14 protein-coding genes and 1 tRNA gene are annotated in these 17,598 nt (G+C 43.8%); 4 read left to right on the top strand and 11 right to left on the bottom strand.

The features are described 5' to 3' along the window. Window positions 1-31 precede the first annotated feature (31 nt). The 5 genes from IE130_RS08730 to speB all read right to left on the bottom strand — a co-directional run bounded on the left by IE130_RS08730 (window position 32) and on the right by speB (window position 5,914). Window positions 32-1,765: a 5-guanidino-2-oxopentanoate decarboxylase gene (locus IE130_RS08730; protein WP_189584676.1), complete on the bottom strand. Its 1,734-nt coding sequence runs from the start codon at window positions 1,763-1,765 to the stop codon at window positions 32-34. A 92-nt stretch (window positions 1,766-1,857) separates the two neighbouring features. Then, window positions 1,858-2,601, bottom strand: coding sequence for an MBL fold metallo-hydrolase (locus IE130_RS08725; RefSeq protein ID WP_189584656.1), 744 nt, complete (start codon window positions 2,599-2,601; stop codon window positions 1,858-1,860). Continuing rightward, window positions 2,598-3,398: a carbon-nitrogen hydrolase family protein gene (locus tag IE130_RS08720; RefSeq protein ID WP_189584653.1), complete on the bottom strand. Its 801-nt coding sequence runs from the start codon at window positions 3,396-3,398 to the stop codon at window positions 2,598-2,600. Before IE130_RS08720 ends, IE130_RS08725 begins: the two co-directional genes overlap by 4 nt. After that, entirely contained in the window at window positions 3,395-4,741 is a 1,347-nt protein-coding gene (locus tag IE130_RS08715) for a purine-cytosine permease family protein (protein WP_189584650.1), read from the bottom strand. Before IE130_RS08715 ends, IE130_RS08720 begins: the two co-directional genes overlap by 4 nt. A 204-nt stretch (window positions 4,742-4,945) precedes the next feature. Further along, window positions 4,946-5,914 (bottom strand): agmatinase, encoded by a 969-nt coding sequence (gene speB, locus IE130_RS08710; RefSeq protein ID WP_189584647.1) that lies wholly within the window; start codon window positions 5,912-5,914, stop codon window positions 4,946-4,948. 247 nt (window positions 5,915-6,161) lie between these two features. Between speB and IE130_RS08705 the strand changes: the two genes are divergently transcribed. Beyond that, a complete protein-coding gene (locus IE130_RS08705) occupies window positions 6,162-7,082 on the top strand; it encodes a LysR family transcriptional regulator (RefSeq protein WP_189584643.1) in 921 nt (306 codons plus the stop codon). A 191-nt stretch (window positions 7,083-7,273) separates the two neighbouring features. Here IE130_RS08705 and IE130_RS08700 read toward each other — a convergent pair whose 3' ends face one another. The 3 genes from IE130_RS08700 to IE130_RS08690 all read right to left on the bottom strand — a co-directional run bounded on the left by IE130_RS08700 (window position 7,274) and on the right by IE130_RS08690 (window position 11,545). After that, window positions 7,274-9,058, bottom strand: a complete 1,785-nt coding sequence (locus IE130_RS08700) for a potassium/proton antiporter (protein WP_189584640.1) — start codon at window positions 9,056-9,058, stop codon at window positions 7,274-7,276. Between the two features lie 286 nt (window positions 9,059-9,344). Further along, a complete protein-coding gene (locus IE130_RS08695; RefSeq protein WP_227676175.1) occupies window positions 9,345-9,680 on the bottom strand; it encodes a GlpM family protein in 336 nt (111 codons plus the stop codon). Between the two features lie 194 nt (window positions 9,681-9,874). Then, window positions 9,875-11,545 (bottom strand): alpha-keto acid decarboxylase family protein, encoded by a 1,671-nt coding sequence (locus IE130_RS08690; protein ID WP_189584637.1) that lies wholly within the window; start codon window positions 11,543-11,545, stop codon window positions 9,875-9,877. 260 nt (window positions 11,546-11,805) lie between these two features. Between IE130_RS08690 and IE130_RS08685 the strand changes: the two genes are divergently transcribed. Continuing rightward, window positions 11,806-11,880 (top strand) — tRNA-Gly (locus tag IE130_RS08685). Window positions 11,881-11,998: 118 nt separating this feature from the next. Here IE130_RS08685 and IE130_RS08680 read toward each other — a convergent pair. Next, a complete protein-coding gene (locus IE130_RS08680; protein ID WP_189584634.1) occupies window positions 11,999-13,051 on the bottom strand; it encodes a TRAP transporter substrate-binding protein in 1,053 nt (350 codons plus the stop codon). A gap of 478 nt (window positions 13,052-13,529) precedes the next feature. Between IE130_RS08680 and IE130_RS08675 the strand changes: the two genes are divergently transcribed. Then, window positions 13,530-13,841: a DUF1244 domain-containing protein gene (locus IE130_RS08675; protein WP_010199695.1), complete on the top strand. Its 312-nt coding sequence runs from the start codon at window positions 13,530-13,532 to the stop codon at window positions 13,839-13,841. A 75-nt stretch (window positions 13,842-13,916) separates the two neighbouring features. Here IE130_RS08675 and IE130_RS08670 read toward each other — a convergent pair whose 3' ends face one another. Together IE130_RS08670 and rluF are read right to left on the bottom strand one after the other, a co-directional pair. Next, the gene (locus IE130_RS08670; protein ID WP_189584631.1) at window positions 13,917-14,360 is read right to left on the bottom strand and encodes an SRPBCC family protein; all 444 of its coding nucleotides are present in this window, start codon (window positions 14,358-14,360) and stop codon (window positions 13,917-13,919) included. A gap of 101 nt (window positions 14,361-14,461) precedes the next feature. Then, window positions 14,462-15,466 carry a 23S rRNA pseudouridine(2604) synthase RluF gene (gene rluF, locus IE130_RS08665; protein ID WP_189584628.1) on the bottom strand — a complete coding sequence of 335 codons (1,005 nt, stop codon included), beginning with the start codon at window positions 15,464-15,466 and terminating at the stop codon, window positions 14,462-14,464. 303 nt (window positions 15,467-15,769) lie between these two features. Between rluF and IE130_RS08660 the strand changes: the two genes are divergently transcribed. Beyond that, on the top strand, window positions 15,770-17,572 hold the full coding sequence (locus IE130_RS08660; RefSeq protein ID WP_189584625.1) for an FMN-binding glutamate synthase family protein: 1,803 nt from the start codon (window positions 15,770-15,772) through the stop codon (window positions 17,570-17,572). Window positions 17,573-17,598: the final 26 nt, after the last annotated feature.

Raw genomic sequence — 17,598 nt, 5'->3', positions numbered from 1 at the left:
ACCAGCCTTTAGTACAGTTAAGTCATTACCATCAGCTAAAACAGATAAAGTCCTTGCCTATCTCAGTCAGAAAATCATCAGCTTCATCAACTTCGTAAATGAAAGGCTGCTTACCGTTGATATCTTTTTGCAAGGCGTCTAGCAGTTGCTGCTTATCAGTAATTCGGCGATAACCTGCACCAAATCCTGCGGCTAATGGCTCAAAATGTGGCGTCTTAATATTGACCCCAATCAGTGGTAGACCACCCTCCTCCATATAACGACGAATCTCGCCATAGCCTTGGTTGTTCCACAGTAGGACTATCAATGGTAGCTCAAGCTCGGCAGCGCAGATGAGTTCTGCAATCGTAAACTGAATACCACCATCGCCAATAAGACTAATAACGGGAAGGTTTGAGCCAATCATGGCACCTATCGCGGCAGGTAAGCCATAACCTAACGTGCCAAACCCAGTCGACGAGTTAAACCATTTTCGGGTTGCCAGTGCTTCAAAACCAAGATTGCCACTATAGACAGGCTGCGTTGAATCTCCAACAAATATGACGTCTTTTACTTCATCTCGAATCAGCTGAAGTAGTGCATTTTGACCAGCAAAGTCTGGGGTCATTTCTGCTAACAATGCCTGTTTTGCCTCGGCGACTCGTGACACCGCTTTATGATTCAACGCTTGGTGTTCTAGACGTGTGCAAAGGCCACTTATAGCCATTTGCGCATCGGATAATACGGCGATATCCGCTCTAAAAGGACGCTGCAATTGCTGAGCATCGCAATCGATACGAATCAGCTTACCGTTGATTTTAAACTCGCCATTAAAAAACACATCATAATCAGTCTCACCAAGCTCAGTACCAATCGCCAATACCAAATCGGCTTCAGTAATAACGGCTCGACCTGCTGCTAATGATTGATTGCTGCCCAAACTTAACGGATGAGCGGGTGGTAGCAAACCTTTGGCATTGATGGTCAAAAATGTCGGCGCATCGATCAGCTCTGCCAGTTTTTGCGCATCTTGATTGACATCGACGCAGCCACCACCATAGAGCAATACTGGGTTTTTTGCGGTTTTGAGAGACTCGATAATCAAATCAAGCTGTGCAGGATTGGGCAGCGGTCTCATTACTCGAGGCAGCGTTGAGCTATTCGCATCAGTTTGGCTAGTTGCCGGACTATTCAAGTAAGGCGTTAAATCAGGCGGCTTGGCGACATGGCTGGCATCAGCGGTGATCACATCGATTGGTAGCTGGATATGCACTGGCCCCGGACGTGCACCATTGAATAAGGCAAAAGCTTCTGCGATGACTTTCGGTAGCGACTCAGGCTTCCAGATGGTTTTGCTCGTAAGCGCAACCTTACTGACCATACCTTGCTGATCATGTAATTCATGCAAGTGCCCTTCACCGCTGCCCGTATCTGCCACTTTATTGACACTAGAGATCACCAGCATCGGTATAGAATCCGCCAATGCTTGTGCCATGGCAGTCATAATATTGGTCATGCCAGGGCCGGTGATGATAAAGCAAACGCCAATCTTGCCCGAAGCGCGGTAATAGCCGTCAGCCATAAACCCAGCGCCTTGCTCGTGACGCGGCGTCACATGGCGGATATTGGTGTTTGGCAGACCACGATATAGCTCGACCGTGTGCACACCGGGTATGCCAAATACGGTCTCTACGCCATAGTATTCTAACCACTGTACCAACAGCTCACCGCATGTCAGAGATGGGGTTGCAGGTAATGAAGAAGACGTTTGCGTCAATTGGGTCATGAGTCAGTTATCCTAAAGAATGTAATAAGTATTAAGTTAAGCTTTTTATATTGGCTAGCTGTTTGTTTTAAATAGTTATTAAATGCTACAAATCACAATTCATGGTGCCGTAACCAATCATCAATCATGATATTTAAGCGTTTGCCTGAAAAACTGGGAAAATGACCACCGTGTACAACACGTACAGGCAGTGCATTTAGGCGGCGCATACTCTTAGCATAATCAGACATATTGCTATGCCATGTATCTTCGATCAATGGGCCGTCATAGATCAGATCACCAGAAATCAGAGTCTCGCTAGCTGATTCCCACAAGGCAATACCACCTGGGGAGTGACCGGGTGTATGAATCACTTCAAATTGACGATTGCCCAAATCAATCATGTCACCGTCTTCAAGTTGCATTATTTTCGCTGGTGCAACAATTCTATAGCCGCAATGAGCATAAGGCTCAGGAGGTAACGCATCAAACATCTCATCGTTGACAAACATATCTGCTAAGGTGCGAGCATTGTCTGGCTCAGCGAGAATATGGGCTTCAGCAGAATGCACGTGACAGCAGTCAAATTCACTTGCCGCGCCAATATGGTCAAAATGAGTATGACTGGCAACACCAACGATATCGCGATCAGCGAGCAAAGCGACATGGCGGCGCAATGGTACAGCCCCTAATCCAAAATCGACTAATAAGTCGCGTTCACTACCCCGTACGTGCCATAGATTACAGCGAAAAAACGGCTTGATCCACGGCTCATCGATGAGCGTAATGCCATCGTTGAGTGTTGTTGTTCGATACCAGTTTTCTGGTTTGATACGTGGTAATGACTGTTCACTCATGAGTTCGCTCCATTAAAGGCATGATTGTCTTTAAGAACACGCAGGTCTTTAAGATAGTCTTGATGCGTGCGACTCTCATCGATGCAAGCGAGATCGATATCTACTATCAGGGTGCCAGCCGCTAAGCCAAGTCGGCCGAGCACCTCACCATCCGGACCGGCGACGATACTATTCCCACAGTAATGAAGCGTTTCTTCTACACCTGATCGGTTAATACAAGCGACAAAGCATTGATTGTCCATTGCTCGAGCGCGTATTTGTAGCACCTGCCGCTCTGCATTTGGCAACATATTTGCCGTCGGTGACAGTATTATTTCCGCCCCTGCTTGTGCCAGCTCTCTTGCCACTTCTGGAAACTCATTGTCATAGCAAATCATCAATCCTAATTTTCCGAATCGAGTATCAACCACACAAGATTGCTTACCTGCAACAAAGAACTCACTTTCGCGGCCCCACAAATGCCGCTTATGATAAGTGCCAAGGTGCTGACCGTTATCATCTAACAATAAGGCAGAGTTGCTAAACTCACCATCAGCACCCTGCTCAGCAAAGCCAAATAGCAAGTGCAAATTATATTTATCAGCAAGCTTGGCTACTTCGGTCACGATTAAGCCATCAGCAGGTTCCGCTAGGCTATCAAGCCGCTCAAAGATGTTGTAGCCTGTGAATGCCAGCTCTGGCAATGCCAGTAAGTCTACTTTGGCTTCTGCTGCTAGGCGACATAATGACTCCAATGCTTTTAAGTTAGCAGCAGGTTCAGCCCATAAAGGATTTGTTTGAGCAATCATCAATCTCATAATGAAGGCTCCTTTTGAGCGGAAGTGATGGCATCATTAGGACGAGTAAATAAAGTAGCACCTAACCAGTAAAGTCCGCCAGTGATGATAAAGACAGGTAACGAGGCACCAAAAGAGGGAGGAGAGATCAAAGTCCAGTAAGCTGCAAGAGCAGCACCAATTAAGTAAGCCGCGATAGCAATCTTTGCCGTAGGACGGCCCAATTGTTTAGTAGAATCAAGCAGTTTTGCCGTATAACCTTCTTGACCCACAAGGTAATAATCAACAATCATGACTGAGAATGCTGGGATGAACAATGCACCAACGATTAACAAGAAGTTTTGGAACTGATCTAAAATACCAGGAATCAGTGCACCAAAAATAGTGACTAAGCCAATGATAAGTGCAGGTTTCCAAAAGCTCATGTTAGGCGCTATGTTCATGCATGATAGTGTTGCGCTATAGACTGCCATCACATTGGTTGTCATGACTGAGAAGAAAATAACCAGTGCAGCTGGTAAACCAAAACCAAATTCAGCAAGCAAACGAGTCGGATCGTAAGTCTGCTCCATGCCATTTAGGATAGAAAGCCCTGAGATTGTCGCACCCAAACCCATCGCAACGATAGCAGCCACGATATAACCAAAATAAGTGCCCCATACTGCAATTTTTGAGGTCTTGCAATTGCGATTGTAATCGGCTGCCGAAGACATCCAAGAAAATGCAGTGGCGATGACAATATCAAAAGCGATACCTAACGTAATACCATTACGCGACTCAACTGGCATCTCAAATAGTGTAGAAACATCATAGTGCTGATTTAACTGATATAGCACCACGACTGTAAGACCTGCCATTGCTAATGCTGCCCAGCGCTCGACAAGCTCAATACCAAGGTGACCACGTAATACAATCAACACCACGACTGTCTCGCACAGGATGACAAATAGTGGCAGATTGCTATAGCCTGTTGTGGCTTCAACGGCATAGTTAAGGCTCATGCCAGCGAGCAAAGCCTGAATACAGCTCCACGCGATGAGCACGCCCATGTTTACCAATGAAATTAACTGACTACCCAATGGCCCATAAGCTCTACGTGTGAGCGCCATCGATGGTAAACCAGTGCGCTGACCCATTAGACCAACTAAGAGTAACGGAATGGCACCGATCAATGAGCCGATGAGTACCGTCGTTATAGCAGTAGTAAACCGCAAATCAGGTACCAACAGCATCCCAGTTAAAATAGTCGTAACGACTATATTGGCACCAAACCACAGCGCAAACGTACCAATCGAACCTAAACTGTGTCCAGCCTCATTTGGAGAGAGCGTATCTTGACCAAAAAATGAAGAGGGTTTGCTCATTGCGGTCTTCCTTAACCAAATTATATTAATACCAGCAACTCAAATACACTGGTGACGATGCCGTTATCCGCTCAAATACACTGGTGACGATGCCGTTATCCGCTCATATACCGTATTGGGGTAGCTACCCTATACGCCAAATCTAGCTAATAAGAGATTGTTAAGGATCCATTCTTTTATGATTGTCATGATAAGACACAGCTATTAGTAAACAGCTTTGACCTTATCGTCATAGCGCACACCCGGTAGGATACATAGCATCTCAAACAATAAGTTCGCTGCCAGTACTGAGGTGTTACCAAATGGATCATAAGGAGGAGACACTTCTACTAAATCGCCACCCACCACATCAAGTCCGCGCATACCGCGAATGATTTCTATGGCTTGAGTTGAAGTCAAACCACCGATTTCAGCAGTACCCGTACCCGGCGCAAACGCTGGGTCAATACCATCGATATCGAAACTTAAATAGACAGGTCCATCGCCTAGCTTTTCACGCACTTCTGCCATGAGCGGTGTTAGCGACTTGTACCAGCATTCCTCAGCAGGTACAACGCGAAAGCCTTGCTGAGTTGACCAATCAAACTCTTCCGCACTATAACCAGTACCACGCAGACCGATTTGTACTACACGGTTGCCATCGATTAAGTTTTCTTCGACAGCACGGCGAAATGGGGTGCCATGAGCAATTTTTTCGCCAAACATATCATCATTGATATCTGCATGCGCATCGATATGCACCATACCGACAGGGCCATGTTTTTTGGCAAGCGCACGCAAAATAGGCAAGGCAATGGTGTGATCGCCGCCCAACGTTAGAGGAATCGCGCCATGTTTGACGACTTTTTCTGTATAGAATTTTTCGATGATATCAACGCTTTTTAGCAGGTTGAATGTATTGATAGGTACGTCGCCAATATCAGCAACTTGTAAGGATTCAAAAGGCGCAGCACGAGTGGCCACATTGTAGGGACGAATCATGCGTGATTCATCGCGTATCTGTCTTGGTCCCAATCTAGCACCACTACGGTTTGATGCACCGATGTCCAAAGGTACACCAACGAAAGCCACATCTAATCCTTCTGCATCAGCCTGAGTCGGCAGGCGCATCATAGAAGCAAAGCCGCCAAATCTTGGCATGTCGTTGCCGCTTAATGGTTGATTGAATTTCATAAATCACATCCTTGTTTTAGTGTGTCGGTATAGCCAATTTGTTATATGTCACTTTTTATATGACTCTGACAATACCTAAATAATTGAATACAAACCATGGTAAAATTTAGAAGTAAACTTCTGATTTTTCGTAGTAAGTTAGATTTAACCGTTATTATCAGAAGTTTGATATAAATTTTATGCTAAAAAAGTGATGAATGGAAAATTCATTTTGATAAACATTACAAGTGCTGAGGAATAATTACTGATGCTAGATGAATTGATAAAAATAGACATCAAAACCTTGCGTAGCTTTATGGCGATTGTAGAGTGTCAGGGCGTGACAGCCGCCCAGTCGCGCTTGAATGTGACGACCTCTGTCATTAGTGGTCATTTGACCCATTTAGAAGACCGCTTGGGTATGACGCTTTGTTATCGTGGACGCGCGGGTTTTAAGCTGACAGAAGATGGTGCAGCAGTATATGAAGCCTGCTTGAGTTTTACCGAAGCGGTTGCCAGCTTTCAACATCAACTGCACTATATTCGTCAATTAGATTCCGTGCATGGCGGTCACATTCGATTGTGTCTCATTGATCAAATGCCGACGTTTTTTTATGATGCCTTGCGCCAATGCTTGGCTGCTAGTTATCGTGACAATCCCCTTATCCACTTTTCTATTGATGTGCAAAGCCCTGAAAGCATGTTAGAGAAGCTGCTAAGCAACGAGAGTGATATTGGTGTGGGATATTTTGGCAGTTTTCCACCACTATTAACGTTCCAGCCAGCATTTATTGAGAAGCAGGTAGTTTGCTGTGGGCGCGAGCATCGATTGTTTTATGAGTCAGAAGGGCTAACTTTTGAGGATTTGGAACAAAACTATCCATGGATAAAACGAGGCTATATTACTGATTTGAGTATCAATCATGTGCGCCCAAAAACCTTGAGTGCCACCACTTACCATATGGAAGCTACCGCGCAGCTGATTTTGGCAGGTCATCATGTTGGTTACCTGCCCAATGACTTAGCCAAGCGTTATGAAGAAATGGGACTGATGAAAATACTACTGCCCACCGAGGCCAGTTACGAAGTCAAGCATCATTGGGCTTACCGAGAAAACTTGCACAAACAGGTCGCTGATTTTTTAAGTCAAATGATGCGTCTATTATCAAAAAGCTCGCCAAAGCTGTAAATGAATAAGGCGTGGCCTAATACGAGCCAGCTAATATAAGCCAGTTTAAATCATGGCTCATCACCAGCAACGATAAATGGCTATATCGCTATAGTCGGTTCAATTTAAAAGTGGTACAAGGCAACCGAGTGTAGAGGTATACTTAATACCTCAAGCGAGGTTAACGCTGTAACGCTTTTATAGTGGATTGATTAGATTGGTTGCTCCTGACGCTTTAAGCCAATGGTTCTTAGCTTGCCTTTATCATCCATTTCTTTGATGACCAATGACCATTTATCATTAATGGCGACGGTATCTCCTGAGACCAGTGCTGTACCTAGGTTTCCTGTCACATATTCAGCGACCGTTTGTTCCCACATGCTTTTTGGGCTGTCATTAGGATCAGACTGTAGGCTGTCTACCAGTGATTCAGATTGCATCATAGCCGTAAAGAAGGGTAAATCTCCAAGCTTGACGCTAGGTGATAGTAGCCAGTCGCCATAAAAATCATCGATGGCTTTACGATCCAATGTCGTATCATTGAAAATTTTAGCAATTTTTCTGGCATGATCGCCGCGCATGGCGTACCAAACACTGTCACCAAATTTCAGCTTCGTGTCTTCGTCAACGACCACGATTCTCTGCCTACGTACCAGCGCAAACACACTAATCTCATCAGAGCTAATGCGTTTAGAGATATCCATCGGATGACGACCAATCGCAAATGCCCCTGATTGAACTTCGAATTCATACAAAGTAATACTTGCCTTATCCGACACCCAAACCTCATGTTCCTCTTTTGGATCATCATTGGTCGGAATCCGCACCTTAAACAAATTGGCCATGATAGGAATGGTTGTACCTTGCAAAATCAAGGACAAAACCACGACCCCAAAGGCAATATCAAACAGCATAAAGGCGTTATCTATCCCTGCCATAACAGGCAATATCGCAAGGGTAATAGGCACTGCCCCGCGCAAGCCAACCCAAGAGATAAAGCCTATCTCTCTGTCTTTAAACTTAAAAGGTTTAACGCTGGTATAGACGGCAATAGGACGCGCCACAAAAATCATAAAGAGCGCGATCGCAACCGAATAATGCCAGACATTAATGACGTTTGATGGGGTGACCAATAGTCCTAACACTACGAAAAGCACCGCTTGTGATAACCAAGCAAAGCTGTCCATCACTCGCATCACATGCTCGGTGGAGCGTACCTTGTGATTGCCAATCATCACACCCGTGAGATAAACCGCTAAAAATCCACTACCGCCAATTAGATTGGTCGCGGCAAAGACGGACAAGCCAGCAGATAGTATCAAAATAGCATACATGCCTTCTGCTAAATGTATCTTGGGCAATAATCGGGACAGCAAATAACCGAATAGCAAGCCCATCCCTAGCCCAAAGCTCAACTGCTGGAATAGTAATATCAAAAAGCCAAATACTGTCTGTCCCGCTGGATCAACATTTAGAGCGATAAGACCCGTAACCAATAAAATAGCCAAAGGATCGTTGGCACCAGACTCTAATTCGAGCGTGGCTTGGACGCGATCATTGAGCTTGACACCGCCATTACGTAATAGTGAAAATACCGCTGCCGCATCAGTTGAACCAACGATGGCTGCCATCAATAGCCCAAAGCGCCAATCGACATCGAGCAACCAAGTAACAAACACCCCTAGCACCATTACTGTGGCCAATACGCCCCACGTTGCCAAGGTGATTGCCGGCTTAAGACCAACCCGAAACGACTTAAAAGAGGTGCGCAAACCACCATCTAACAAGATACAGGCTAAGGCTGCTTGCCCAACGAAATTGGCAATACCATATTGAGAAAACTCAATACCTAAAATACCCTGCTCACCTGCCAACATCCCTACCATCAAAAACAACAGCAATAATGGAACGCCCAAACGCGCGGATAACGTACTGGCCATGATACTGGCAAAAATTAACAATGCCCCTACGAGGTATAGGATATTTAAGGTATCCATCTTTTTTAAGCCCTATTTTTATCAATGATGATGAATTAAGTTGGTGCGAAAATATTACAATTTAATCTTTTACCTTTACCAGTAGACGCCATATCTGAATATTAAAAATATCATTAAGAATAACATCTACTATCATTTCTACAAAAACTATCTATAAAGATTTTTACTAATACTTGCTCTCATTTTAATCATGATGATACAAGTGAGTTTGATGACATGTCCTCGGTCCTATAAATACAGTTGAAACTGTTTGGCATACTATTTTAGATGCTCTTTCCAATACTGACTAAGCCTGAATGTATTGCCAAGTAAGTACTAAAATTGCCGCCGCTATTGTCCAAGCAACGGTGCCCAATAAAAGTGCCTTATATAAGCTGACATAGCTGATGCTAAAAAACACTACAAAGGTATAAATAAGATGCGGGATGACGCCAAGCATACTAAATATCAATGCAACCCTTAAATCAGCAGGACTACGCTCAGTACCGACGATGAAGTGACTGATTAATGTAAAAGTGGGGAAAAGTGGCGCCAGTGCCGCCAAATAAAAAAATCGAGTTTGCGCAAATAATTGAATCGCCAGTACCATTAGAGCGCCAATAAGCATTTTTAACCAAATCACGACGGGATCATCTCCTGTTGAATGCTAAGGGCTGAACATAGCCCAATCCACCATGATACTAAAGTCTGCAAAGCGATATAAGAGGAACAACAGCTTAATTGACTTACATCATAAAAAGGCTCAAAAAAACCCCACCTAGCAATGCTGCTAAATGGGGCGATGACTGATAATTGTTAATGCTGTTTGCAAACTAATTAATCATTTTTTGGCTTAAGCGCGGCACTGATATCTGCAAGTAATGGCGGGATATCATGCTTATCCGCGATCACCTCGATCATCACTAATTTATCGGTGGTAGCAGCGGCCTTGTCGAGGGCAGATTTTAGCTCACCTGCCGTTTCTACTTTGAGTATGAGACTGTTCTCTTTGTTGGCACCAAAGGCTTGTGGCATGATCTGCCAATCACATTTAGGAATATCATTGTAGTATTGGTTTTCGCCATGAATCGCACGCTCCACGGTATATCCATCGTTGTTAATTAAGACGATGACTGGATTGATACGCTCCTGAATCATGACTGCCAGTTCTTGAATAGTCAACAATGCTGAGCCATCACCGATTAATAGAACACCACGCTTGTCTGGCGATGCGATAGCAGCACCTAAGCTGGCTGGCAACGTATAGCCAATCGACCCCCACATTGGTTGCCCATAAGAGGTAACCCCTTCTGGCAGACGCACATCACTGATACCAAAATAGGCCGTTCCTTGTTCTGAAAAAACCAAATTATTATGATCTAAGCGCGCAGCGATGATATGCCACAGATCGTCTTGGCGGATAGCCTCATCATCTTTGCCATTTTGTTCATGAGGATTAACCGGCTCACAGAAAGATTTTGGTACGATATTGATGCCAGAGGTCATCACTTCATGTAACGCTTGCAGCGCATCTTTTAGCGCAATCGGTGCAAAGTTTTGACCGCTGATAGAAGCCCGTTCATAATGTAAGTCTACTACCACATCCTCATTGATATCTTGGCTGAATCCTGCGGTAGTCGTATCGGTATACTGCACCCCTACTTTGATCAGGCATTCACAGTTTTCTACCGCATCTTTGACCACAGGACGCGAGGCAACACCTGCATAAGTTCCTGCCCAACGATCACTGTTTTCATCAAGCAAAGTTTTGCCCCAAGACAGTGTGGTATAAGGAATATCGGTATCAGCGATCAGTGCTTTGAGCTGATTTTGCAATCCTAAACGATGTACCATCAAATCTGCCATAAGCATCATGGTTTTGTTTGGCAAAAACTCCGTTAATGCTTGTTTGAAATCTGCCAGTGCCGCTTGACTGGTGATGTCTTCTTGGCTATCAATCAGCTTGGTGGTTGGTGGATAGATAGGCTGACGCGCAACATCAGGCGATAGTAACAGATAGCCGGGGCGATGCTTTTTGAGCACCAGACGAATGACACGGTCAATCTCTGAGGCGGCGTTTTCTGGTGTAATTTGCGCCCGTGCCACTGTCACTGGCTCGACCATTTTAATAAAATGATTGAATACGCCATCACCAAGCGAATGATGAATACGGCGCTTTGAGTCTTGTAGAGCGGTACTTGGTGCTCCCACGATATGTAGTACTGGCGCGTACTCAGCAAAAGAGCCTGCCGTCGCGTTAATCGCTGATAACTCGCCCACACCAAAAGTAGTTACCATCGCGGCAAACCCACGCTCGCGTGCATAACCATCAGCAGCATAACCGGCATTTAGCTCATTAGTATTACCTACCCAGCGCAGCTTATCAGATGCGAGAATATTGTCTAAAAAAGTTAAATTAAAATCACCAGGTACGCCAAATATCTCAGATGCGCCCGCTTCTGCGACACGATCAAACAAATAATCGGCGATGGTATAGTGTTGACTCATTGTATATCCCTATGACTTATCTTTATAAGTATTGATAACTGTGAATGTAATTGAGGTTAAATTATAAAGTGCATCCCAGCTTATTTATGTAATGCAAAGCTTTTGGAATACATATTATAATAAACTGTTATAACATACATTTATGGCTAGAAGACACGCCTATTTTACTAACTTTGGTTTTTTTCGTCATGGGTGTTGACACACCAAAAAAACTGCGTATAATACGCCATCATCAACTGACGATAGTTAATTGATAATTAGCGGGAATAGCTCAGTGGTAGAGCATAACCTTGCCAAGGTTGGGGTCGAGAGTTCGAATCTCTTTTCCCGCTCCAAATATGGCTTGAAAAAGCACTAAAAGCCTCACTCTTTAAATAGGAAGTGAGGCTTTTTTTTGTCCAATTTTTGAGGTTTATAGAAGATTTGATGACACGCCCTAATATTAAAAAATAATTAGACCTTACAGGCTACACTAGCAGCTTTTGCTTTTTCATAGACACTTTCAGCATCGAGTCCTAATGCGCCTACATCGTCTAAGTATTTTTGTGTTCCTTTTAGCAGAGGTCCTTTCCAATCTGGATCATTAAGTGGATCTGGAATATCAATGATCTCATCACCTCTATCTTTAGCAGCTTGCAAACCTAATAAATCAGTTCTATCCCACATCTCACCAACTTTCTTAGTAAGAGCCATACCTGAGTTGTCATCAATGACCTTTTTTAAATCATCAGGCAAACTTTCATATTTATCTTTATTCATAGTCATCATCAGAGCAGAACTATAAAATGGGATATTGGTATGATATTTGGTTAACTCATCAAGCTTGAAAGTTGTGATCGCCTCCCATGGAAAGCTTAATCCATCAACCACACCGCGCTGTAGAGACGTATATATATCATTGGCAGGTAAACCCACAGGAGAGGCACCCATACTTTCTATAATATCACCTGCTACAGCAGATGGCCTGCGGATACGCATCCCTTTCATATCTTCGGGAGTTCGAATAAGCTTATCAGCACTATGTAATGTACCAGGGCCGGTAGCGAACATAAAAAGGAGATGTGAATCTTCATATTCGCTAGATATAGTGCCATTTTCATAAAGGGTTTGCAGCATACAACCTGTCTGTGTTGATGAATTAGACAAACCGGGAAGCTCTGCAATCTGAGTCAGTGGAAAGCGGCCACTAGTATAACCCTGTACTTGAGAACCGATGTCAATCGTTCCCTTTACTGTGGATTCATAAGCGGTATCTGCTTTACTGAGTGTTGCCGATGGATATACCTCAACCTTAAGACGACCATTAGAATCTTCTCCAATTTTTTTGGCCCATGGCTCAAAAATTTCTTTATTAACATCAGCAGTGGCGGGATAAAAATGGGAGAAACGTAGAACGGTAACTTCCTGATTTGAGGCAACTTCGCTACTGTTATCAGATTGGCCAGAACAACCAAAAAGGCTAATAGCTGCTAGTGCACCTATCGAAAAAAAAGGTGCTAATTTCATTATCAATTCCTTTTGATAGCGATTATTTTTTTGACATTTGCTTGATATTAAGACTTAATTAATCTGCCTCAATAGACATAAGCACTTTAAATTAAAACTGCTTAACATTCAAAACGCTACTTAAAATTAACAGCTAAAATGATAACAGTCAAATCATTTAACGACGATTCTCTAGAAGTGATGATATAGCTGATACTACGTAAAATGGGTACACGACATTATGATGCGTGACTGGCAAAAAAATTATTCATGAATTCAAAGAAGAAAATTAGCTCACGATTGACCAACGAGCAGATAGGAATGAAGCGTGATTTAATATCATGATTAAAAGGCTTTAAGTCGATAAACCTTACTATAATAAGTTTGCCAAGTTTACTGATAGACTTTTTTAATATAGAACGACATAGGTTGCGCAATATTTATATCGTTAGTATCATTTCAGTTTTGAGATGACTCAATTACAATTAGGAAAAACCTTATGGCAAAATTAGAATCAAACATCGAATTAGAAGCCGCGGCATTTCGTCGCTTACTAGCTCATTTAGACGAGCGTAAAGATGTACAAAATATTGAGCTAATGAACCTTGCCGACTTTTGCCGTAACTGCTTGTCCAAATGGTATAAAGCTGCTGGTGAGGAGCGTGGTATTGAAATCGAATACGAGGATGCGCGCGAGCTTGTTTATGGTATGCCTTATGCTGAGTGGAAAGAGAAGTATCAACAGAAAGCAACGCCAGAGCAGTTAGCGCGTTTTAACGAGATTGAAGCTGCTAAGAAAAAATCGGATTAAAACTAACAGTGATGGCTCAAATAAAGTAAGCCACCACTAAATAGTTATATCAAAAAAGCCAATACTGCCGCTAGATTAGCGGCTTTCTATAGATTTGAGTATGCTACTAAACCCTATGGTTCCTTGTTTCTGCATTTGATGGTCAAATAAGCGACCGATTAATGGCAATGGTACAATCAATCGACCCTCAGATACCCAAGTCACGTGTGTGGTGCCATCGCCCAAGTCTTTTAAATCAATGGCGCCTTTATCGTGTTGCATTTTTATCGGTTTGGCTTTTTCGATTTGGTATTGCATATGAGTAGGACGCTCAAACGCCGTAATTCGCTCCCAAAACTTAACAGGTCCCGTTTGAATGCTACGTAAAGCCCCAACGCCATTGCGCTCCTCGTCACCTTCAGCCACTAGCTTAGCAACCCCCACAGCTTTAAATGAGCCATAACTGGCATGGTCACTCAGTGCTTCAAACACTTCATCAATCGGTTTTTTGACAATGCGTTCTACTTTTATTTTAAACATAATATTGTCCCGTTAAGATCAAAGTTGAAATTATTTAGCTTACTGATATTTAAAACATGAATAAAGCAGTCTCACGTCAAAAACTTATGATCGCGAAACTACTACCGCTTAGACCCTCGGCCTTTTGAAGGACGCCTGCCATTGGTAGCAGGTTTACCATTGCCTCCAGACTTACCATTACCTCCTGATGGCTTACCACGACCAGCAGGACGTCCATCCCTACCTTTAGAACCCGCTGGTTTTCTAGCATCATCCTTGGAGTATTTTTTATTTCCCTTTGCTGCCCCCGCTGGTTTTGAAGACGACTTTGCTTTTGACGAGTCATCAGTACGAGGATTTTTTCGTGGTGCATTACGAGATTTTTTAGCCGGTTTACTGTCTTGCGAAGAAGAATCTTCTATAGAGTTAAGTAAAACAGACAACTCTTTTGGCGTCAAATCTCGCCAGTCTCCAACGGGCGTACCCTTGAGACTCACATTCATAATCCGTGTACGCTCAAGTTTTACGACTTCATAGCCAAAATGCTCACACATACGTCGAATTTGACGGTTTAGACCTTGAACTAGCGTGATGTTAAACACATTGGGCGCTACTTTAGTCACTGGGCATTTTTTCGTCATCTTGCCGAGCATCGGTACACCGCCCGCCAAACCTTCAATAACACTATCGGTTAACGGCTTATTGACCGTGACCAGATACTCTTTTTCATGGTTATTACCAGCACGTAGCACCTTGTTGACCAGATCGCCATTGTTGGTCAAAAAGATTAACCCTTGGGAGTCTTTATCCAAACGTCCAATCGGGAAAATACGTAAGCTATGTCGCACAAAATCGACAATGTTATTTTTCTCAGAGCTTTCTGTGGTGCTCACAATGCCCACTGGCTTATTTAAGACAATAAACACAAAATCATCGGGCTCTCGTGGCTCAATCAACTGCCCGTTAACTTTTACCGCATCTCCAGCAACCACTTGCGCGCCTACTTGAGCACGCTTGCCATTGACGTACACATTACCTTGCTCAATAAAGCGGTCAGCGTCGCGCCTAGAGCAAATGCCGCTTTCACTGATGTATTTATTTAAACGAGTCGAGGAAGCGTTAAACATAAAGCACCGTTTTACCTGATAAGAAGCCTTTTTTACTAAGAAAAAAGCCTAAATTGAATGGATCGTCAACAACGAAATAGCTCACATTATATAGGAAATTCAATGTCCCTTTGAGGAGAGATGGGTAAGAACCTATAAACATATCCAGAATCGTATAAATCGAAGCGGTTGACTCAATAAAGCCAACGTTAGCACACCGTTACTCAATAATCATTAAGCCATGATATTATTGGCGTATGATATACACGATAAATTTGAGCATCTTATCTATACTATATTTAACCATTACTATTGAGCCTCGTTATGCCCCAATCTCGTACCAATCTAAACCCTGAACCCAAAACCAACTCGCCTTATTTAGTCGGTGTGCTGTTACGTTACAGCACTTTTGCCGCTGCTGTCTTGCTATTTTTAGCAGGGCTATTATTGATGAGTTGGTGGCTGATTATTCTTGGTGGGTTTGGGGTATGTTTGGGGATTTATGACGTTATACAGTCAAAGCATGCCATCTTGAGAAACTATCCAGTGGCTGGGCATATCCGCTACGTACTTGAAGACTTCCGTCCTGAGATTCGTCAGTATTTGTTAGAAAACGATAAAGAGCAAGTACCGTTTTCACGCCAGCAGCGTGCCTTGGTTTATCAACGTGCCAAGAACGTTAGTGATACCAATGCTTTTGGCACACTAGACAATCTCTACACCCATGGTAAAGAATGGTTTTTGCAATCAGCCATTAGCCAGCCTTTAGAAAACCAAGATTTTCGCATTATGGTGGGCGGTGAGCGTTGTCAGCAGCCGCATGATATGTCGGTATTTAATATCTCGGCGATGAGTTTCGGCAGTCTGTCAGCAAACGCTATCATGGCGCTTAATCAAGGCGCGAAAATAGGCGGTTTTACCCATGACACGGGTGAAGGTGCCATCAGTCCTTATCATCGCAAGTTCGGTGGCGATTTGATTTGGGAGCTAGGTACGGGTTACTTTGGTTGCCGCGATGAAAACGGTGATTTTAGTCCGCAATCCTTTGCCGAAAAAGCTGTTGATCCACAAGTGAAAATGATTGAGATTAAGCTATCTCAAGGCGCAAAGCCTGGTAAAGGTGGCGTCTTACCATCCAGCAAAATCACTCAAGAAATCGCTGATACACGTCAAGTGCCGATGGGGCAAGACTGCATTTCACCCTCTTCGCATACGGCATTTAGCACACCGCGTGAGCTAGTCGCCTTTTGGCAGCAGCTACGCGAGTTATCTGGTGGCAAGCCGGTTGGCTTTAAGCTATGTATTGGTCAACCTTGGCAGTTTATGGCCATCGTCAAAGCCATGATAGAAACGGACAATTATCCTGATTTTGTCGTTATCGATGGCGCAGAAGGTGGTACGGGTGCAGCGCCCGTCGAGTTTATGGACAATGTTGGTATGCCAATGGTCGAAGGGTTTTTATTGGTACACAATACCTTGGTCGGTGCAGGCATCCGCGATAAAATCAAACTTGGTGTGAGCGGTAAAATTGTCTCTGGCTTCGATATTGCTCGTATGATTGCGTTGGGCGCAGACTGGTGTAATTCAGCACGCGGCTTTATGTTTGCCGTGGGCTGTATTCAATCACGCTCGTGTCATACCAACACTTGCCCGACTGGCGTTGCCACCCAAGACCCGTATCGCCAAAAGGCATTGGATGTGCCGAGCAAAGCTGAGCGTGTTGCAAGTTTCCATAAAAACACCCTAAAATCGCTTGCCAGTATCGTGGGTGCGGTCGGCTTACAACACCCAAGCCAATTGCAACCTTATCATATCGCGCGACGCCTCGATGATGGGCAGATAAAGCTATTATCGAAATTCTTTTATTTTACTGATAGAGGTGCCCTGCTCAATAGTAGCGCCCGCGCGGACGTGTTCAATCAGATGTGGGTAATGGCGAACTCTGATAGCTTCTTAGCTAATGATGATGCCCTCATTGCTTATAATAAAGACTCACGAGATAAAGGTAGAGAAACCACCACATCAGCGGAACAGAGTCTTGGGAACTTTGCGAGTATCAGTGGCGGTGGGCAGTTAATCGGCAACGTCAACAATACTTTTCGTGAATTTCCACCTAGCAATGACTGAAAATAGTATTGAAAAATAGTGATGAG

The organism is Psychrobacter glaciei (genome assembly GCF_014652895.1).
Lineage (GTDB): Bacteria > Pseudomonadota > Gammaproteobacteria > Pseudomonadales > Moraxellaceae > Psychrobacter > Psychrobacter glaciei.
Note: the sequence above shows the minus strand (reverse complement) of the source record. Positions and strands in the feature narration are given on the sequence as shown.